A 17364-nucleotide genomic window follows, 5' to 3' on the forward strand; every position below is an offset into this window, starting at 1 on the left:
CAAGGGATGGTGTGGTTGGGCCGAACCGCGCAGCCCTCCGGGCGAATGAGGTGGCTGTCTGTTGATGTTCACGGTGCGGGCCGGCACCGGGGCCGCCCCGCACCGGAGGTGACGTGGTGTCAGGCAGTGTGATGCGGTGGGTGTGCACGGCGGCCGTCGCGGGGGCGCTGCTGTCCCCCTCGGCCGCGGGCGCGGCGCCCGCCCCCGACGCGGGCCGGTCCGTGGCGGACCTCCTCAAGGACCTGTCGCGGCTGTACCAGCAGGCCGAGGAGGCCACCGAGACGTACAACGCGACGGCCGAGCAGCTCAAGGAGCGCCGCACGGCGGCCGAGGAGCTGGCGGGCAGGCTGGCAAAAGCGCGGGGCGCGCTGTACAGCAGCCGGGTGGCGGCGGGGCGCCTGGCCCGCGAGCAGTACCAGGGCAGGAGCGAGATCTCCCCGTACGTGCGGCTGCTGCTGGCCCGCGATCCGCAGCACGCCATCGACCAGGGGCATGTGCTCCGGCGGGCGGCGCGCGAGCAGGAGGCGACCGTCGACCGGCTCGTGGGCAGCGAGAAGAAGGCCGACGAGGTGGCGACGAAGGCGCGGGCCGCGCTCGACGAGCAGATGCAGCTCGCGGCCCGGCAGAAGAAGGACCGGGACGCGGTGCAGACCCGGCTGAAGGAGGTCGAGGAGCTGCTGGCTTCGCTGACCGCCGACCAGCTCACCCGGCTGACCCGGCTGGAGGACGCCGGGACGGCGGACGCGCAGCGGGCGTTCATGGCGTCCGGGGCGCTCAGTTCGGTGGGCCGGCCGCCGTCGAAGGCCGGGGACTCGGCGCTCGCGTACGCCGTGCGGCAGATCGGGAAGCCGTACGTGTGGGGCGCCGAAGGGCCGGCGTCCTACGACTGCTCCGGGCTCACGTCACAGGCGTGGGCGCACGCGGGGCAGCCGATCCCCCGCACCTCGCAGGAACAGTGGGCGACGCTGCCGAAGGTGCCGCTGTCCGAGCTGCGGCCCGGCGACCTGGTCGTGTACTTCCCGAAGGCGACGCACGTGGCGATGTATCTCGGCGACGGGATGGTGGTGCAGGCGCCGCGGCCCGGGGCGAAGGTGAAGGTCTCCCCCATCGCCGCGAATCCGCTGCTCGGGGCGGTGCGGCCGGATCCGGGGGGCGCGGCGATGGTCGGGTACCGGGCGCCCGAGCTGCCCCGGGACGCGATGACCGGCGGCGACGCCGGGTACGGGGCCGCCGGGGCGCCCGGGCAGTGACCAGCGGGGTCGGGGTGGACGTCTCGGGGCTCCGCCCCGGACCCCGCTGCTCAATCGCCGCAGGGGCTTGAACTACAACTACGCCAGCGACGACAGGTAGGCGGCCGTCTTCTCCGGCTCGTAGAAGAAGTTCTCGAAGTCCGCCGGGTTGTTGAAGCCGTTCGCGAAGCGGTCCGCGACGGGCTGGAGCTGGCCGCCCGCGCCGATCAGGTTGAGGACGTGCTCCGGCGGGGCCTGGAGCATGGCGTTCGTCCACTTGGTGACGTGCTGGGCGGTGTCCCAGTAGCGGTCGAAGGCGGACTGCATCCACTCCTCGTCGAACGGCTTGTCGCCGTGGTCGACGATGGAGGCGAGGTACGAGGCCGCGCACTTGGACGCCGAGTTGGAGCCCTGGCCGGTGATCGGGTCGTTGGCGACGACCACGTCCGCGACACCGAGCACCGCGCCGCCGCCGGGGAGCCGGCCGATCGGGTTGCGCACGGTCGGGGCGTAGCGGCCGGCCAGCGTGCCGTTGGCGTCGGTCAGTTCGACCTTGGTGGCACGCGCGTACTCCCAGGGCGTGAACTTCTCCATCAGCTCCAGGGTGAGCGCCAGGTGCTCGGAGGGGTCCTTGACGCCCTTGAACGCGTCCAGCGGGCCGCCGGGGATGCCCTCCCAGAAGAGGATGTCGGCGCGGCCCGACGTGGTGAGCGTCGGCATGACGAAGAGTTCGCCGACGCCGGGCACGAGGTTGCAGCGGACCGCGTCGAAGTCCGGGTGCTCGGGGCGCGGGCCCATGCCGTGCACGTAGGCGACGGCGAGCGCGCGCTGCGGCTCGGTGTACGGGGAGCGCTCGGCGTCCCGGCCGAACATCGAGACCAGCTCGCCCTTGCCGGCCGAAACCAGCACCAGGTCGTAGGTGCGGGAGAAGTAGTCCAGGTCGGAGACGGCCGCGCCGTGGATGACGAGCTGGCCGCCGCGCTGGGCGAACGTCTCCATCCAGCCGGCCATCTTCACGCGCTGGTCGATCGACTGGGCGTAGCCGTCGAGCTTGCCGACCCAGTCGATGGCGCGCTGGGTGGGGCCCGGGTCGTGCGAGCCGGGGGCGGCGACGGAGACGCCGAGACCCTCGATCCTCGGGGCCTGGGACTCCCAGAAGTTGAGCTGGAGATCGCGCTCGTGCTGCAGCGCGGTGTGGAACATGCACTGCGTCGACATGACCCGGCCGGAGCGGATCTCGTCGGCGGTGCGATTGGACATCAGCGTGACCTCGTAGCCCGTGGACTGCAGGCCCAGGGCGAGCTGGAGACCGGACTGGCCGGCTCCGACGACGAGTATCTTCCGTGACATGGGGTGCCTCTAACTGGGTTACGTGTAAAGGGGGTTACGCGGGGGCGACGTCGAGGGCGTGGCCGACCAGGGACAGCAGCGTCTCGATCACCGAGATCCGGCGGCGCGCGTCCATGATGAGGACCGGTACGTGCGGGGGCACGGTGAGCGCCTCACGGACGTCGATCTCCGCGAACTCCTCGGATCCCTCGAAGTGGTTGACCGCGACGACGTACGGCAGCCCGCAGCTCTCGAAGTAGTCGAGGGCCGGGAAGCAGTCCGAGAGCCGGCGGGTGTCGGCCAGGACCACGGCGCCTATCGCGCCGCGCACCAGGTCGTCCCACATGAACCAGAACCGCTGCTGGCCCGGCGTACCGAAGAGGTAGAGCACCAGGTCGTTCTCGAGCGTGATGCGGCCGAAGTCCATGGCGACCGTGGTGGTCGTCTTCTCCGGCGTCGCCGTCAGGTCGTCGGTCTCCTCGCTCGCCTGGGTCATCAGCGCCTCCGTCTGGAGGGGCTGGATCTCCGAGACGGCGGTCACCATCGTCGTCTTGCCGACGCCGAAGCCGCCCGCGACCACGATCTTCGTGGCGATGGGGGCCCGCGTTCGGTCCGTCTGCCAAGCCTGCACCTGCTCCTCGTCGTCGAGGAGTTCAGAGACGGCGGAGTCCACTCAGCACCCTTTCGAGCAGCGCGCGGTCCGGCTGGCCCGGGCCGTGACCGGTTCCGTACACACGGATTTTTCCCTGGTCGGCGAGGTCGCTCAGCAGTACGCGGACCACGCCGAGGGGCATCTTGAGGAGCGCGGCGATCTCGGCGACCGTGCGCATGCGGCGGCACAGTTCGACGATGGCGCGCATTTCCGGCATCACTCCCGCGAGCGTGCCCTTGCCCAGTTCGAGCCGCTCGTCCGGGGCCTCCAGCGCGGCCACGAAGGTCTCCACGAGGAGCACGTGACCGAAGCGGGTGCGGCCTCCGGTGAGGGAGTAGGGCCGTACGCGGGCGGGCCTGCGGTCGCCGCCGCGCTTGGGGAGTTTGTTCGAGGTGGAGCTCGTACTGCCGGGGGTCATCGGGGACTCTCCATCGACTGGCGCAGCTCGCTGCGGAGTTCGGGCGTCAGGACGTGCCCGGCACGTCCGACGAAGAGCGCCATGTGGTACGCGATGACGCTCATGTCGCAGTCCGGGGTGGCGTGCACGCCCAGCAGCGAACCGTCACTGATGGACATGACGAAGAGGCTGCCCTCCTCCATGGCGACCATCGTCTGCTTGACGCCTTCGCCGTCCATCAGCTTGGCGGCGCCGATGGTGAGGCTGCCGATGCCCGACACGATGGTGGCCAGGTCGGCGCTGGAGCCCTTGGGGCCGCCGCTGTGGTCGCTGGGGGTCTCGGTGTTCCTTCCCGGGTCGGAGGAGAGCAGGAGCAGTCCGTCGGACGAGACGACGGCGACGGAGACGAGTCCTGGCACCTCCTCGACCAGGTTCGTCAGCAGCCAGTGAAGATTGCGTGCTTCGGTGCTCAGTGCAGAGTTGTTGAGTGCAGGGGTGGGCGCAGTCAACTGCTTGCCTCCTCGGCTGGGTCCCCCTTGGCTTCTCCAATACGTTCTTCTGCCGTGTCGGCGGTGTCGCCGATCTCCGCCGCCACGTCGCGCCGCCCCTCCTGAGCACCCCGGTGGAAGCCACCGAGCCTGCGCCGCAGCGCGTCCGCGTCGACGGAGCCGGTGCGCGGCTTCGGAGCGGCGGCGGGGGCGGCGACCTTCGGAGTGCGCTTGGGCAGGCCCTTGTCCGTGACGCGCTCGCGGCCCGGGGTGCGCTGCGCGGGGACCTCTTCGCCCCGGGCGCCCGCGTCGGGCGTGCGCTCGTGGGCGTCGGGCTCCGGCTCGGGGGCGGGCAGCCGGACCGGCGGGGCGGGCTCGGCGACGGGCGGCTCGGGGTCCGGCCGGGGCTCTTCACCGGCCGGCGGCACCGGAGCCATGAGCTCCATCGTGGTCTCGGCGGCGGTCTCGACCGGGGGGCCGACGGGCTCTGCCTCGGGCTGTGCTTCGGGCTGTACTTCGGGCTCTGCTTCGGCCTCGGCCACCCGGACCGCCGCCTCGGCGGCCTCGATCAGCGGGTCGGCGTCGGCCGCCGGCAGCGAACGGCCGGACAGGACGTTGGAGTTGGCCTCCGCCTCGGAGCCGGGCAGGTGGACGGCGGGCGCACCGCCGGGCACCAGGGCGGTGGGCGGCACCGACGCGGTGGGGGCGCCGGCGAGCAGCGCGGTGGGCAGTACGGCGACGGCGGCCATGCCGCCCTGCTTCTGCTCCCGCAGCCGGACCCGCACGCCGTGCCGCGCCGCGAGCCGCGCGACGACGTACAGGCCGAGCCCGAGCCCTTCGGCGTCCTCGGGGTCGTGTCCCTGTTCGGGGCTGAAGGCCGCGAGGCGGGCGTTCAGCTCGCGCATCCGGTCCTCGGCCATGCCGATGCCCTCGTCCTGGACGGAGAGCATCACCTCGCCGTTCTCCAGCAGCCAGCCGGAGACCTCGACGGAGGCGTCCGGCGGCGAGAACGACGTCGCGTTCTCCAGGAGTTCGGCGACGAGGTGGCTGAGGTCGTCGGCGGCGAACCCGGCGATGTGCGCGTGCGGGGGCAGCGCGGCGATGCGCACGCGCTCGTACCGCTCGATCTCGGAGACGGCGGCGCGGGCGACGTCGACGAGCGGCACGCTGCCCGCGTGGCTCTGGCCGTGGTCGGCGCCGGCCAGGACCAGCAGGTTCTCGCTGTGGCGGCGCATGACCGTGGCGAAGTGGTCGAGCTTGAAGAGGGTGCCGAGCCGCTCGGGGTCCTGCTCGCGCTCCTCCAGGCCCTCGATGACGCCGAGCTGGCGCTCCACGAGGCCGAGAGTGCGCAGCGCGAGGTTGACGAACGTACCGTGTATCGCGCCCTTGGCGCGCTCCAACTGCACGGCCGCGTCGGCCAGTTCGGTGCGCAGCGCGGCCCGGTCGTCGGCCATCCGCTGCCGCTCGCCGATCAGGTGTTTGCGGTCGGACTCCAGCGTGGTGAGCCGCTCGTGGAGGGCGACGGCGTGCGCGTGCAGCGCGTTGACCGAGCGGACGACCTGGGCGAACTCGTCGTTGCGCCCGGTGAACTTCACGGGCTCCTCGGTCGCGGGCGACTCGGCCACCCGGCCGGAGCCGATGCGCAGCGCGGCGAGCGGCCGGGTCAGGGAGCGGGCGGTGCCCATGCCGACGCCGACGGCCGCGAGCAGGAGTACGCCGACCAGCGCGATCCGCACTTCGAGGGCGGTCACGTCGTCGTCGCGGAGCTGCTCGAGACTCTTGAGCCGCTGGTCGCCGAGGGCCGACTCGGCGCCGCGCATCAGGTCGACGCGCGAGGTCAGGGCCGCGTCGACGTTCTTCTTGCTGTAGCCGGCCTCGGTGTCGGACAGCGTCGGGGCGTCGGTGAGCTGCTCCAGGTACTTCTCGGCGCGACTGACGTCGGGGCCGGTGACCGTGGAGTCGAACGCGTCCACGGTGGCACTCGACGCGGACCCGCGGAAGGCGTCGAGGGCGGACTGCTCGGACACCCGGGCCTGCATCGCGGCGGCGGTGAGGGCGTCGCGCTGCTTGCTGTCGGAGGACACCTGGCCGGTGACGGTCTTCGGCAGCCCGGTGACGGGGTCGATGGTCGTCGTGGTGGTCGGGGTGCTGGGTACGGAGAACGCGGCGAGCAGCAGCCCGCGCGCGGCCGACGCCTGGTCGACGGCGCGGTCCAGGTCGGCGAGCGCGCGGGCGCCGTGGCCGGCCCGCACCGGGATGTTCTCGGCCAGCTCCTCGGCCTGCCGGTGCAGTTCGGAGATGGCTTCGGAGTACGCGGTGTGCGCCTGGAGCGCGGTGTCCTTGCCGGTGAGGGCGGCGCGGCGGACGGCGGCGACGTCGCCGAGGGCCGCCTTGAGGGACCCGGGGGCGTCGGTCCGCAGCTCCTCCACCTGCCGGTCGACGCGGGCGCCGCGGCCCTCGCTCAGGCCCTTCCCTTTGGGGCGCCCGGCGGCGATGAAGGCGGTGACCTCGTCCCGCTCGTCGGCGAGCGCGTGCGACAGGGCGAGGGCCTGCTGGGTCCGCGCGGCGTCGTCGACCAGTTCCTGGGTCTGTCCCACCTGGGAGGAGGCGGCGAGCACGGCGGGCGCGCCCGCTCCGGCGACGGCCGCGGCGACGACGGCGACCGCGATGATCAGCCGGCTGCGTACGCGCTTGCGCTTGCCCGTGGGGCCCTGCGGGGGCGTGAGGCTCGGTGCGAGCGTCGCGGCCGGAGCGGCGGGGGCCGCGCCGGCGGGCTCGGGGGCCTTGGCGGCCTCGGGGACTCCGGGGCCCGCGGGGGTCGGCGGTGCCTCGGTCGTCCGGGGCGACGGTCCGTTTCCGGACACCCCCGGACCGTCCGGCTGCGCCAGCCCCTGGGACCCGTTACCGCCGGAGGTGTTCCGCACTGATGCTCGCATTCCTGACTCGTCCTACCCGTGGGCCCGGATGACGATTCGTCACCAGTTGGGCCCTTCTGGCATGGCTCCCGACCATTCCAGCGCCGGCGGGCAGGGGGCACACATCACCTGGCCCGCCACCCGAAGGAGTGAACCCCGAACGGAAGTTGGCGAGCAAGTTCCCCCGGCACAGTCACCACCTTTTCACAGCGCGCCGGTTGGACGTCCTTCACGGGCTTTGGCAAGATGCCCCGCCAGCCCCTCCTGGAGTCGATCATTCCGCCCCAAATCCGGCGGCTGACCTGCTACGACGGGCCGAGCGGCCGATGTCCGCCGCGCCTGTGAAGAGGTCGTGCAGACTGACCCGATGCGCATCGAACTGACCAGCGAGCCCGGCGACCCCGCCCGCCCGAACGAGGACTACACCTCGGTCGCGCTTCCGGCCTCCGGACAGGGCGGATCTCTCGTCGTCCTCGACGGTGTCACACCACCGCCCACCGATGTCGGCTGTCTGCATTCCGTCCCCTGGTTCACGGCCCGGCTCGGCGGTGCCCTGCTTGAACTGTCCGGTTCGCGGCGGGATATGACTTTGCGTGACATCCTCGCGGCCGCTCTCACGCGTACCGCCGACGCACATCGTTCAACCTGTGACCTTTCTCACCCGCGCACGCCTCAGGCAACCGTCGTACTGGCCCGCTGGGACGCGGAGCGGGTCGAGCATCTGGTGCTGTCGGACTCCGTATTGCTGGTCGAGGCGCCCGACGGGACGGTCACGGCGCTGCTCGACGACCGCCTCGACCGGGTGCCGCGCGCCGACCTGGTCTCGGACGCGGTGGCCGACGCGAACGCCCGTAACAAGGAGGGCGGCTTCTTCACGGCGGCGGCCGATCCGGCGGTCGCGGACAAGGCGGTGACCGGCACCCTGGCGCGCGCCGAGGTCCGGGCGCTGGCCGCGATGACCGACGGGGTCACGCGCTGGGTGGAGAAGTTCCACGAGGGCGACTGGGGCGACCTGTTCACGCTCGTCGCCAAGGAGGGGGCGCAGGCCGTGGTGGCCCGGGTCCGGGCCCTGGAGGACGCGGATGCGCAGGTCCGCGCTTTTCTGCGCCGGAGCAAGACCCACGACGACGCGACGGTCGTGTACGCGGAGCTGTGAGCCCCGGGCTCCTGGGGTGCGTACCCGTCAGCAGGTGCGCTGTGGCTGGTCGCGCAGTTCCCCGCGCCCCTGAAGGGCGAGCTTCGCTCGCTTCAGGGGCGCGGGGAACTGCGCGAGAAGCGGCCACCGGCCCGCAGGTCACGACGCGTCACTACTCGTGTTCGGCCCCGGCGTTCAACTGGTGCAGCAGTCGCGCCAGTTCGGCGACCTCCAGCCGGTCCCACCCGGCGAGCTGGCGCACATAGCGCGCCCGCCGGGCGTCCCGTACCTGCCGGAAGTTCTCCCGGCCGAGATCGGTGAGGGAGACGAGCCAGGCCCGGCCGTCCGCCGGGTCGGGCTCGCGGGAGACGAAGCCGAGGTCCTCCAGAGCGCGCAGCTGGCGGCTCATGGTGGCCTTGCCGACACCGATGTACCCGGCGAGCTCGGTGGCCCGCTGCGCCCCGGACTCCTCCAGGCGCACCAGAAGACCGTACGCGGCCGGTTCCAGATCGGGATGGACCTCGCGGGCCATCTCCCCGGACGAGGCCCGGGCCCGTCGCAGGAAGACGGTCAACTCCCGCTCCAGGGCGAGGAATTCGTGGTCCACACCAGTCGGCGCGATATCGGAATTCGCGGTACGTTCCGCACCCCGCCGCCTGCCGTTCCCGCCTTCGTGCACGTCAGCACCCATGGCCAGAGTTTCCCCGGGTTTCGAGATTCTGAAAGTTTTCGCCAATCGCCGCCATTGCCGCAGCTCCGCCAGTATTTCGCAGGAGTAGACCAACGGCAGCACCCGGACCCTCTTCCCTCCCCCGGGTCTACATGCGTAGCGTCCTGCATGGCATGTCCATTCCATCATCCGCACGGCGGCATGCCGACAGGTCACCGGCACGTCCCAGCACAGGTCCCTGATCAGCACCACTGATCCCCCACGAGGCCTTCGGAGGCACACCCATGCCCGTGCACAGACCCGGAACGACCCGCCGCACACGCCTTGGCGTGGCCGGGACACTCCTCGCAGCGCTCTCCCTCCTGTTCACCCTGCCGAGTGCGGCGCAGGCCGCCGACACCCCCACCCGGGGCCAGGCCCGCATGGGCATCGGCGTCGCGGCGCACGACGGTGACACCGGCTCCGCCCCGTCCGGCAGCGCCACCCAGACGGAGGGCGTCGACGTCTCCGGCTACCAGGGCAACGTCGCCTGGTCCACGCTCTGGGGCAGCGGGGTGAAGTGGGCCTACACCAAGGCCAGCGAGGGCACGTACTACACCAACCCGTACTTCACCCAGCAGTACAACGGCGCGTACAACGTCGGCATGATCCGCGGCGCGTACCACTTCGCGACGCCCGACTCGGCGGGCGGCGCCACCCAGGCCAACTACTTCGTGGACCACGGGGGCGGCTGGTCCAAGGACGGCAAGACGCTGCCGGGCGTGCTCGACATCGAGTGGAACCCCTACGGCGCGTCCTGCTACGGACTGTCGCAGAGCGCGATGGTGAGCTGGATCGCGAGCTTCCTGAACCAGTACAAGGCGCGTACCGGCCGGGACGCCGTCATCTACACGGCGACGAGCTGGTGGACCGAGTGCACCGGCAACTACGCCGGATTCGCGGCCAACAACCCGCTGTGGGTCGCCCGCTACGCGTCCACCGTGGGCACGCTGCCCGCCGGCTGGGGCTTCTACACGATGTGGCAGTACACGTCGTCGGGCCCGACGGTCGGTGACCACGACAAGTTCAACGGCGCGCTCGACCGGGTGCAGGCGCTCGCCAACGGCTGAGCCCGCACACCGCCGGACGCACGGAAGGCCCGGACCCCTTGCGGGGTCCGGGCCCTCACCATCCGGCCGCGTCCGTCACGCCGCGACCGGAACCTCCAACCCGGCCGGCGCCAGGGCCAGTTCGAGGACCTGGCGGACGTCCGTCACGGGGTGGACGTCGAGCTTCTCCAGGACCTCGGCCGGGACGTCGTCCAGGTCCGCCTCGTTGCGCTTGGGGATGATGACGGTGGTGACGCCCGCCCGGTGCGCGGCCAGCAGCTTCTGCTTGACGCCGCCGATGGGCAGCACCCGACCGGTCAGCGACACCTCACCGGTCATCGCCACGTCCGTACGGACCAGGCGCCCGCTGAGCAGCGACGCAAGGGCCGTCGTCATCGTCACGCCCGCGCTCGGGCCGTCCTTGGGGACCGCGCCCGCCGGGAAGTGGATGTGCACGCCGCGCTCCTTCAGGTCGGCGACGGGCAGCTCCAGTTCGGCGCCGTGCGAGCGCAGGAAGGAGAGCGCGATCTGCGCGGACTCCTTCATCACGTCGCCGAGCTGACCGGTGAGGGTCAGGCCCGCCGCGCCCGTCTCCGGGTCGGCCAGCGACGCCTCGACGAAGAGCACGTCACCGCCCGCGCCGGTCACCGCGAGCCCGGTCGCGACACCCGGCACCGCCGTGCGCCGCTCGGCCGGGTCCTGCGCCGACTCGGGCACGTGGTGCGGCCGACCGACGAGCGCCCGCAGATCGTCCTCGCCGACGGTGAACGGCAGCTCACGGTCGCCGAGTTCGTGCTGGGCCGCGACCTTGCGCAGGACACGGGTGACGGCCCGCTCCAGGTTGCGCACGCCCGCCTCGCGCGTGTACTCGCCGGCCAGCTTGCGCAGCGCCTCCTCGTCGATGGTGACCTCACCGTCGGCGAGTCCGGCCCGCTCCAGCTGGCGCGGGAGCAGGTGGTCGCGGGCGATGACGACCTTCTCGTCCTCGGTGTAGCCGTCGAGCCTGACCAGCTCCATACGGTCGAGCAGCGCCTCGGGGATGGCCTCCAGCACGTTCGCCGTGGCGAGGAACACCACGTCGCTCAGGTCGAGTTCGACCTCCAGGTAGTGGTCGCGGAAGGTGTGGTTCTGCGCCGGGTCGAGGACTTCGAGCAGGGCCGCGGCGGGGTCGCCGCGGAAGTCGGAGCCGACCTTGTCGATCTCGTCGAGGAGCACCACCGGGTTCATCGACCCGGCCTCCTTGACGGCGCGCACGATGCGGCCGGGCAGCGCGCCGACGTACGTACGCCGGTGGCCGCGGATCTCCGCCTCGTCCCGTACGCCGCCGAGCGCGACGCGGACGAACTTGCGGCCCATGGCGTGCGCGACGGACTCGCCGAGCGAGGTCTTGCCGACGCCGGGCGGGCCGACCAGCGCGAGCACCGCGCCGCCGCGCCGTCCGCCGACGACGCCGAGACCGCGGTCGGTACGCCGCTTGCGCACGGCCAGGTACTCGGTGATCCGCTCCTTCACGTCGTCCAGGCCGAAGTGTTCGGCGTCGAGGATCTCGCGGGCGCCCTTGATGTCGTAGGCGTCCTCCGTCCGCTCGTTCCACGGGAGTTCGAGGACGGTGTCGAGCCAGGTGCGGATCCAGGAGCCCTCGGGCGACTGGTCGCTGGAGCGCTCCAGCTTGTCGACCTCCTTGAGAGCGGCCTCGCGGACGTTCTCGGGGAGGTCGGCGGCCTCGACGCGGGCGCGGTAGTCGTCGGACTCCTCGCCCTCCTGCTCGCCGTTGAGGTCGCGCAGCTCCTTGCGTACGGCTTCCAGCTGGCGGCGCAGCAGGAACTCGCGCTGCTGCTTGTCGACGCCTTCCTGTACGTCCTTGGCGATGGTCTCGGCGACGTCCTGCTCGGCGAGGTGCTCGCGCAGCTGGGCGGTCGCCGTCCTCAGGCGCTCCACCGGGTCGGCGGTCTCCAGCAGTTCGACCTTCTGCGCGGTGCTCAGGAAGGGCGAGTAGCCGGAGTTGTCCGCGAGCGCGGAGACGCCCTCGATCTGCTGGACGCGGTCCACGACCTGCCAGGCTCCGCGCTTCTTCAGCCACTCGGTGGCGAGCGCCTTGTACTCCTTGACCAGCTCGGTCACGGCGCCGGGCAGCGGGTCGGGGACGGTCTCCTCGACGGTCAGGCCCTCCACCCACAGGGCGGCTCCGGGTCCGGTCGTGCCCGCGCCGATACGCACCCGGTCGCGGCCGCGGATGAGGGCGCCCGGGTCTCCGTCGGCCAGGCGTCCCACCTGCTCCACGGTGCCGAGCACGCCGATGTTCGCGTACGCGCCGTCGATCCGTGGCACGAGCAGCACCCGGGGCTTTCCGGGCTCGCCGCGTGCGGCGGCCTGCGCGGCCTCCACGGCGGCGCGTACGTCGGTGTCGTTCAGGTCCAGCGGCACCACCATGCCGGGCAGCACGACCTCGTCGTCGAGGGGCAGCACGGGCAGGGTGAGCGGTGTGGACGTCGAAGCCATGATCTCCCCTTTGGCAGTCAAGTTGAGCTATGTCGACTCAATGCACGGGAGGCTTCGGATGTTCCCGGTCCCGCGTTCGCTCTCAGCGATCACGTCTGCACGGGGGTCGCCTTCGGTGCGTAAGGTTCGCTAGAAGCTAGTGACCATTACACCCGGGGGTGCGCATGACCGGCGAGCAGCACGTACGCGACTGGATCGACGGCTGGACCGTCTCCCGAGGGGCCGCTCCCCCTCTCGTCGAACCATGGGGCTACACGATTTATGTCGGCCTGGCGGAACAGGTCGGGCGACATGTCTTCGGCGCCACCGGCGACGGCGTGCGCGAGGACGACGTCCGCAAGGTCGCCGGGGCGGTCACCGGCCGCGGCACCCATCTGAAGGTCTTCGCCGAGCGGGAGCGGGTGCTGCCCTGGCTCGGGGCGGGGTGGGAGCCGTACGGCGCCGACGATTTCCTGATGACGACCGGACTGGGCCCGGCCCCCGCGCCCGACACCCCGGCCGGCTACCGCCTGCACACCTGGACCCGCAGTGGCGTCACCCGGGTCCTGCTGACCGATGCCGACGGCTCGTTCGCCGCGCGCGGCCAGGTGGCGCCGACCGGCGCGAGCGCGGTCGTCGATCAGATCGAGACATCCCCGGAGCACCGCAGGAAGGGCCTCGGCAGCGTCGTGATGCGCACCCTGCACGCTGCCGCGTATGCCCAGGGGGCGGTGCGGGGGGTTCTGGCCTGTACTCCCGAGGGGCGACTGCTGTACGAGTCGCTGGGGTGGGAGATCGTGGCGCCGCTCACCAATGCCAAGTACGTGGGCGGTGCCGTGGACTGAGGTCTCGGGGCTCCGCCCCGGACCCCGCTCCTCAATCGCCGGAGGGGCTTGAGAGGCGCCAGCGGCGGACCACCGGCCACGTCGCCACTCCGATCGTCAGGGCCAGCAGGTGGCCCCAGTTGGAGATCGGGTCGGTGAACGCGATCAGGTCCTGGAGCAGGGTTGCCGTGAAGACGGCGAGCATCAGCCAGCGCAGCCAAGGGGTGAGCAGGCCGGCCAGCGCGCCGATGCTCGCGGCGACGCCGAAGCTGATGCCGTAGTCGAGGCGGTGCAGCGAGGTGTCGGGGAGATGGCCCGCCGCCACCGACAGGCCCACCGGGACCTCGGTGGCCAGGGTCGCCAGGACGTGGCCGAGGAGGAAGACGGCCGCCGTGCGCAGGCCCCCTATCCGGCGTTCCAGCGCGGTCAGCACGACGACGAAGGCGAGCACGAAGGGCGAGGTGAGGCCGCCCGCGATCCACAGCGCGCTGGCCAGCAGGACGAGTACCGGCGACTGGGCCAGATGGGTGACGTCGGTGCTGGACCCACGCAGCGCGGCGGACACCGTCGCCGGAGGCGCGAACTCCATGAACAGGGACGTGGCGACGAGCACGACGGCGTAGCCGAAGGTGAACGGGGTCCCGGTGGGGGTGGGCAGCAGCAGCCACGGCCGCGGGCGGCGGGGACCGGTGCGCCGCACCGTCTCCAGGGCCGAAGGCCCGGGCTGGGCGGGGATGCCGTCGAGCGGACGGCTGCCGACGGCCACCGCCTCGTCGGCCTCGGCGATCACGCCTCCTGGTTCCACGAGGGCACCCCTTTCGCGCGCATCCGACCCAGCGTTCGCCCCAGCCGGCCGTCCTGTCTATGACGGACGCCACGTGAGACGCGATGCACAGCAACCTCACAGTCCCCGGCCGCGTCCGCAACCGAACTCCCACGCGCCAAACCCGTATCGGCCAAGATGGCCCGCATGAGCGTCGTGCATCCGGAAGAAGCCCCCGTTGTCCTGGACCGCCGCGAGGGCCCCTACGGCGAGGTGGTGCTGCGCCGGCACGGCGAGCTGCTCCAGATCATCGCCAACGGCACCTTTCTCATGGACACCTCCGACGGCCGTTCCGAGCGGCTGCTCGTCGACGCCGCCCTCGGCGAGCTGGGCCCGGGGCGCAAGCGGCCCGCCGTGCTGATCGGCGGTCTCGGCGTCGGCTTCTCGCTGGCGCACGCCGCCGCGGACCCGCGCTGGGGCCGGATCACCGTCGTCGAGCGCGAGCCGGCCGTCATCGACTGGCATGTGCGCGGCCCGCTGGCACCGCTCAGCGCCGAGGCGCTCGCGGACCCCCGCACCGAGATCGTCGAGGCCGACCTCGTCCATCACCTGCGCACCGGCCCCGCGACCTACGACGCCCTGTGCCTCGACATCGACAACGGCCCGGACTGGACGGTCACCGAGGACAACGACAGCCTCTACTCGCCGGCCGGTCTCGCCGCCTGCGCCGCCCGCCTCAACCCCGGCGGTGTGCTCGCCGTCTGGTCCGCACAGCCCTCCGCAAATTTCGAAGGAACCTTGCGGAATGCCGGATTCCGACGGGTCCGCACCGAAGAGATCCCGGTTGTCCGAGGCGTACCCGACGTGGTGCACCTCGCAGTAAGGGGCGCGTAGCCGACCGGCGGTAACTCCCCGTACGCTGAGGCCCGAAACCCGATCATTCAAGCGTCAAGCGCGCCACGAAGGCGTGCATTCAGGGGCGGGGCGATGGAGCAGACACACACCTCCCACAACGGCAGCACGGCGACGACAGGCGCTCAACGACGGGTTCTCGTCGTCGAGGACGACCCCACGATCGTGGACGCCATCGCCGCCCGGCTGCGTGCGGAGGGATTCCTGGTGCAAACCGCGCAGGACGGCCCGGCCGCGGTGGACACGGCGGAGGCATGGCAGCCCGACCTGCTGATCCTCGACATCATGCTGCCGGGCTTCGACGGCCTGGAAGTGTGCCGCCGGGTGCAGGCCCAGCGGCCGGTGCCGGTGCTGATGCTGACCGCGCGCGACGACGAGACCGACATGCTCGTCGGGCTCGGCGTGGGCGCCGACGACTACATGACCAAGCCGTTCTCTATGCGGGAGCTGGCGGCACGCGTGCACGTGCTGCTGCGCCGGGTGGAGCGCGCGGCCGTCGCCGCCTCGACGCCGCGCAGCGGCATACTGCGGCTCGGCGAACTGGAGATCGACCACGCGCAGCGCCGGGTGCGGGTCCGGAGTGAGGACGTACACCTCACGCCCACCGAGTTCGACCTCCTGGTGTGCCTCGCGAACACCCCGCGGGCCGTCCTCTCGCGCGAGCAGCTGCTCGCCGAGGTGTGGGACTGGGCGGACGCCTCGGGCACCCGGACCGTCGACAGCCACATCAAGGCCCTGCGGCGGAAGATCGGCGCCGAGCGCATCCGCACCGTGCACGGCGTCGGCTACGCGCTGGAGACGCCGACCCCATGAGCGTCGGGGACCGGGCACAGCAGAGCCGGCCGGACCGGCCGAAGGCGCTCAAGCCGCCGCTCAACCCGTACTGGGCCACCGGCGGGCTGCGCCCCTTCTCCATCAAGGCGAAGCTCGGCACCCTCGTCGTCATCTCGGTCTTCATCACCACGGGCCTGCTCATGGTCGCGATGTACACCGCGACCGAGCTGCGCTTCATCACGGTGTTCTCGATCATCGCCACGCTGCTGATCACTCAGTTCGTCGCGCACTCGCTGACCGCGCCGCTGGACGAGATGAACACCGTGGCCCGCTCGATCTCCAACGGCGACTACACGCGGCGCGTGCGCGGCGCCGACCGCCGGGACGAACTGGGCGACCTGGCCGTCACCATCAACCGCATGGCCGACGAGCTCGCCGCCCAGGACCACCAGCGCAAGGAACTCGTGGCGAACGTCTCGCACGAGCTGCGCACCCCCATCGCGGGCCTGCGCGCGGTCCTGGAGAACGTGGTGGACGGAGTCATGTCCGCCGACCCCGAGACCATGCGCACGGCACTGAAACAGACGGAGCGGCTCGGCCGGCTCGTCGAGACGCTGCTCGACCTGTCGCGGCTCGACAACGGTGTCGTCCCGCTCAAGACGCGGCGCTTCGAGGTCTGGCCGTATCTGTCGGGCGTGCTCAAGGAGGCCAACATGGCCGTCTCGCAGCGCGCCGGCATCGCCTCCGGGTCCGGTACCCACACGCGTACGGACGTCCATCTGCACCTCGACGTCTCGCCGCCGGAGCTGACCGCGCACGCCGATCCCGAGCGCATCCACCAGGTAGTGGCGAATCTCATCGACAACGCCGTCAAGCACTCCCCGCCGCACGGCCGGGTCACGGTGCGGGCCCGGCGCGGCCTGTATCCGGAGTCGCTGGAGCTGGAGGTGCAGGACGAGGGTCCCGGCATCCCCAAGTCCGAGTGGCACCGGGTCTTCGAGCGCTTCAACCGCGGTACGAAGGACAACGGGTCGAGCGGCAAGGGCGACGGCGGCACGGGCCTCGGCCTCGCCATCGCGCGCTGGGCGGTCGACCTGCACGGCGGCCGGATCGGCGTGGCCGAATCCGAGCGGGGCTGCCGGATCAAGGTCACTCTTCCGGGAGAGCCCCGAGCGCAAAGTTGACGTAGGGTTTCGGTCAGGCAGTGGTCAAGCCGCACCCTGGCGTGCCCGGATGTGCCGGGTACGCGATCGACGCATGCGGAACCCCGGTTGTTTCCCGCCATTTCCCGGCCCGAAACACGACTTCCAGTGTGACTTACGCGACGGATCACCGGCCCGGTCTGCACGTCCCGCCGATGGAGGCGTAGCCTTTATTCCCGCTGTCCATCACCTTGTGAGAAGCGGAAGAGGGCGGTTCACGCCGTGTCGCCACAGTCCCCCAGTAACTCGACCACCGAGACCGACCAAGCCGGGCAGGGCAAAAACCCTGCGGCCGCCTTCGGTCCCAATGAGTGGCTCGTCGACGAGATCTATCAGCAGTACCTCCAGGACCCGAATTCGGTAGACCGAGCCTGGTGGGACTTCTTCGCCGACTACAAGCCCGGTGCCGCAGCCGCGGGGGCTGCGCCGACTGAGCCCGCAGCGCAGCCGGCCCAGAAGCCGCCGGCCCCGGCCGCCGCTCCGGCGCCCGCCGCGCAGGCCCCTGCCG

At 71.7% G+C, this 17364-nt stretch carries 16 protein-coding genes; 8 read left to right on the forward strand and 8 right to left on the reverse strand.

Annotation, left to right across the window (positions count from 1 at the left end; all coding sequences use genetic code 11):
• Positions 1-116: 116 nt before the first annotated feature.
• Positions 117-1250, forward strand: a complete 1134-nt coding sequence (locus tag ACFVDP_RS40245; RefSeq protein ID WP_383501567.1) for an NlpC/P60 family protein — start codon at positions 117-119, stop codon at positions 1248-1250.
• 78 nt (positions 1251-1328) lie between these two features.
• Here ACFVDP_RS40245 and ACFVDP_RS40250 read toward each other — a convergent pair whose 3' ends face one another.
• Genes ACFVDP_RS40250 through ACFVDP_RS40270 form a run of 5 tightly spaced genes read right to left on the reverse strand, consistent with a single transcriptional unit; the run spans position 1329 to position 6959 of the window.
• The gene (locus ACFVDP_RS40250) at positions 1329-2579 is read right to left on the reverse strand and encodes a styrene monooxygenase/indole monooxygenase family protein (RefSeq protein ID WP_383501569.1); all 1251 of its coding nucleotides are present in this window, start codon (positions 2577-2579) and stop codon (positions 1329-1331) included.
• A 34-nt stretch (positions 2580-2613) separates the two neighbouring features.
• Positions 2614-3231 carry an ATP/GTP-binding protein gene (locus ACFVDP_RS40255; RefSeq protein ID WP_383501572.1) on the reverse strand — a complete coding sequence of 206 codons (618 nt, stop codon included), beginning with the start codon at positions 3229-3231 and terminating at the stop codon, positions 2614-2616.
• Entirely contained in the window at positions 3212-3628 is a 417-nt protein-coding gene (locus ACFVDP_RS40260; protein WP_383501575.1) for a DUF742 domain-containing protein, read from the reverse strand. The genes ACFVDP_RS40255 and ACFVDP_RS40260 overlap by 20 nt, the downstream gene beginning before the upstream one ends.
• Entirely contained in the window at positions 3625-4116 is a 492-nt protein-coding gene (locus ACFVDP_RS40265) for a roadblock/LC7 domain-containing protein (RefSeq protein ID WP_383501577.1), read from the reverse strand. The genes ACFVDP_RS40260 and ACFVDP_RS40265 overlap by 4 nt, the downstream gene beginning before the upstream one ends.
• Positions 4113-6959, reverse strand: coding sequence for a nitrate- and nitrite sensing domain-containing protein (locus ACFVDP_RS40270; protein ID WP_383501580.1), 2847 nt, complete (start codon positions 6957-6959; stop codon positions 4113-4115). Before ACFVDP_RS40270 ends, ACFVDP_RS40265 begins: the two co-directional genes overlap by 4 nt.
• 418 nt (positions 6960-7377) lie before the next feature.
• Here ACFVDP_RS40270 and ACFVDP_RS40275 point away from each other — a divergent pair, with 418 nt between their 5' ends.
• Complete coding sequence (locus ACFVDP_RS40275) at positions 7378-8166, forward strand: protein phosphatase 2C domain-containing protein (RefSeq protein ID WP_383501583.1); 789 nt, start codon at positions 7378-7380, stop codon at positions 8164-8166.
• Between the two features lie 151 nt (positions 8167-8317).
• Here ACFVDP_RS40275 and ACFVDP_RS40280 read toward each other — a convergent pair whose 3' ends face one another.
• Entirely contained in the window at positions 8318-8824 is a 507-nt protein-coding gene (locus tag ACFVDP_RS40280) for a MarR family winged helix-turn-helix transcriptional regulator (protein ID WP_383501619.1), read from the reverse strand.
• A gap of 275 nt (positions 8825-9099) precedes the next feature.
• On the opposite strand from ACFVDP_RS40280, the gene ACFVDP_RS40285 reads away from it, so the two are divergent.
• Entirely contained in the window at positions 9100-9924 is an 825-nt protein-coding gene (locus ACFVDP_RS40285; protein WP_383501586.1) for a lysozyme, read from the forward strand.
• A gap of 75 nt (positions 9925-9999) precedes the next feature.
• Here ACFVDP_RS40285 and lon read toward each other — a convergent pair whose 3' ends face one another.
• Positions 10000-12402 (reverse strand): endopeptidase La, encoded by a 2403-nt coding sequence (gene lon, locus ACFVDP_RS40290; protein WP_383501589.1) that lies wholly within the window; start codon positions 12400-12402, stop codon positions 10000-10002.
• A 164-nt stretch (positions 12403-12566) separates the two neighbouring features.
• On the opposite strand from lon, the gene ACFVDP_RS40295 reads away from it, so the two are divergent.
• Positions 12567-13226 carry a GNAT family N-acetyltransferase gene (locus ACFVDP_RS40295; RefSeq protein ID WP_383501592.1) on the forward strand — a complete coding sequence of 220 codons (660 nt, stop codon included), beginning with the start codon at positions 12567-12569 and terminating at the stop codon, positions 13224-13226.
• A 31-nt stretch (positions 13227-13257) separates the two neighbouring features.
• Here the strand turns inward: ACFVDP_RS40295 and ACFVDP_RS40300 are convergent, their stop codons facing one another.
• The gene (locus ACFVDP_RS40300; protein ID WP_383501595.1) at positions 13258-14010 is read right to left on the reverse strand and encodes a rhomboid-like protein; all 753 of its coding nucleotides are present in this window, start codon (positions 14008-14010) and stop codon (positions 13258-13260) included.
• A gap of 156 nt (positions 14011-14166) precedes the next feature.
• Here ACFVDP_RS40300 and ACFVDP_RS40305 point away from each other — a divergent pair, with 156 nt between their 5' ends.
• The 4 genes from ACFVDP_RS40305 to ACFVDP_RS40320 form a co-directional block, all read left to right on the forward strand.
• Positions 14167-14862, forward strand: coding sequence for a spermidine synthase (locus ACFVDP_RS40305; protein WP_383501597.1), 696 nt, complete (start codon positions 14167-14169; stop codon positions 14860-14862).
• A gap of 93 nt (positions 14863-14955) precedes the next feature.
• Positions 14956-15693: a response regulator transcription factor gene (locus ACFVDP_RS40310; protein ID WP_383501600.1), complete on the forward strand. Its 738-nt coding sequence runs from the start codon at positions 14956-14958 to the stop codon at positions 15691-15693.
• On the forward strand, positions 15690-16838 hold the full coding sequence (locus ACFVDP_RS40315; protein ID WP_383501602.1) for an ATP-binding protein: 1149 nt from the start codon (positions 15690-15692) through the stop codon (positions 16836-16838). The genes ACFVDP_RS40310 and ACFVDP_RS40315 overlap by 4 nt, the downstream gene beginning before the upstream one ends.
• 240 nt (positions 16839-17078) lie before the next feature.
• A partial coding sequence (locus ACFVDP_RS40320) for a hypothetical protein (RefSeq protein ID WP_383501605.1) occupies positions 17079-17364 on the forward strand: 286 nt, incomplete at its 3' end.

The organism is Streptomyces sp. NPDC057694 (assembly GCF_042799415.1).
Taxonomy (GTDB): domain Bacteria; phylum Actinomycetota; class Actinomycetes; order Streptomycetales; family Streptomycetaceae; genus Streptomyces.

Coding starts and splice junctions, on each gene's coding strand:
- ACFVDP_RS40250 (WP_383501569.1), bottom strand. CDS start 2,579: ATGTCACGGAAGATACTCGTCGTCGGAGCCGGCCAGTCCGGTCTCCAG.
- ACFVDP_RS40260 (WP_383501575.1), bottom strand. CDS start 3,628: ATGACCCCCGGCAGTACGAGCTCCACCTCGAACAAACTCCCCAAGCGC.
- ACFVDP_RS40275 (WP_383501583.1), top strand. CDS start 7,378: ATGCGCATCGAACTGACCAGCGAGCCCGGCGACCCCGCCCGCCCGAAC.
- ACFVDP_RS40285 (WP_383501586.1), top strand. CDS start 9,100: ATGCCCGTGCACAGACCCGGAACGACCCGCCGCACACGCCTTGGCGTG.
- lon (WP_383501589.1), bottom strand. CDS start 12,402: ATGGCTTCGACGTCCACACCGCTCACCCTGCCCGTGCTGCCCCTCGAC.
- ACFVDP_RS40295 (WP_383501592.1), top strand. CDS start 12,567: ATGACCGGCGAGCAGCACGTACGCGACTGGATCGACGGCTGGACCGTC.
- ACFVDP_RS40305 (WP_383501597.1), top strand. CDS start 14,167: ATGGCCCGCATGAGCGTCGTGCATCCGGAAGAAGCCCCCGTTGTCCTG.
- ACFVDP_RS40310 (WP_383501600.1), top strand. CDS start 14,956: ATGGAGCAGACACACACCTCCCACAACGGCAGCACGGCGACGACAGGC.
- ACFVDP_RS40315 (WP_383501602.1), top strand. CDS start 15,690: ATGAGCGTCGGGGACCGGGCACAGCAGAGCCGGCCGGACCGGCCGAAG.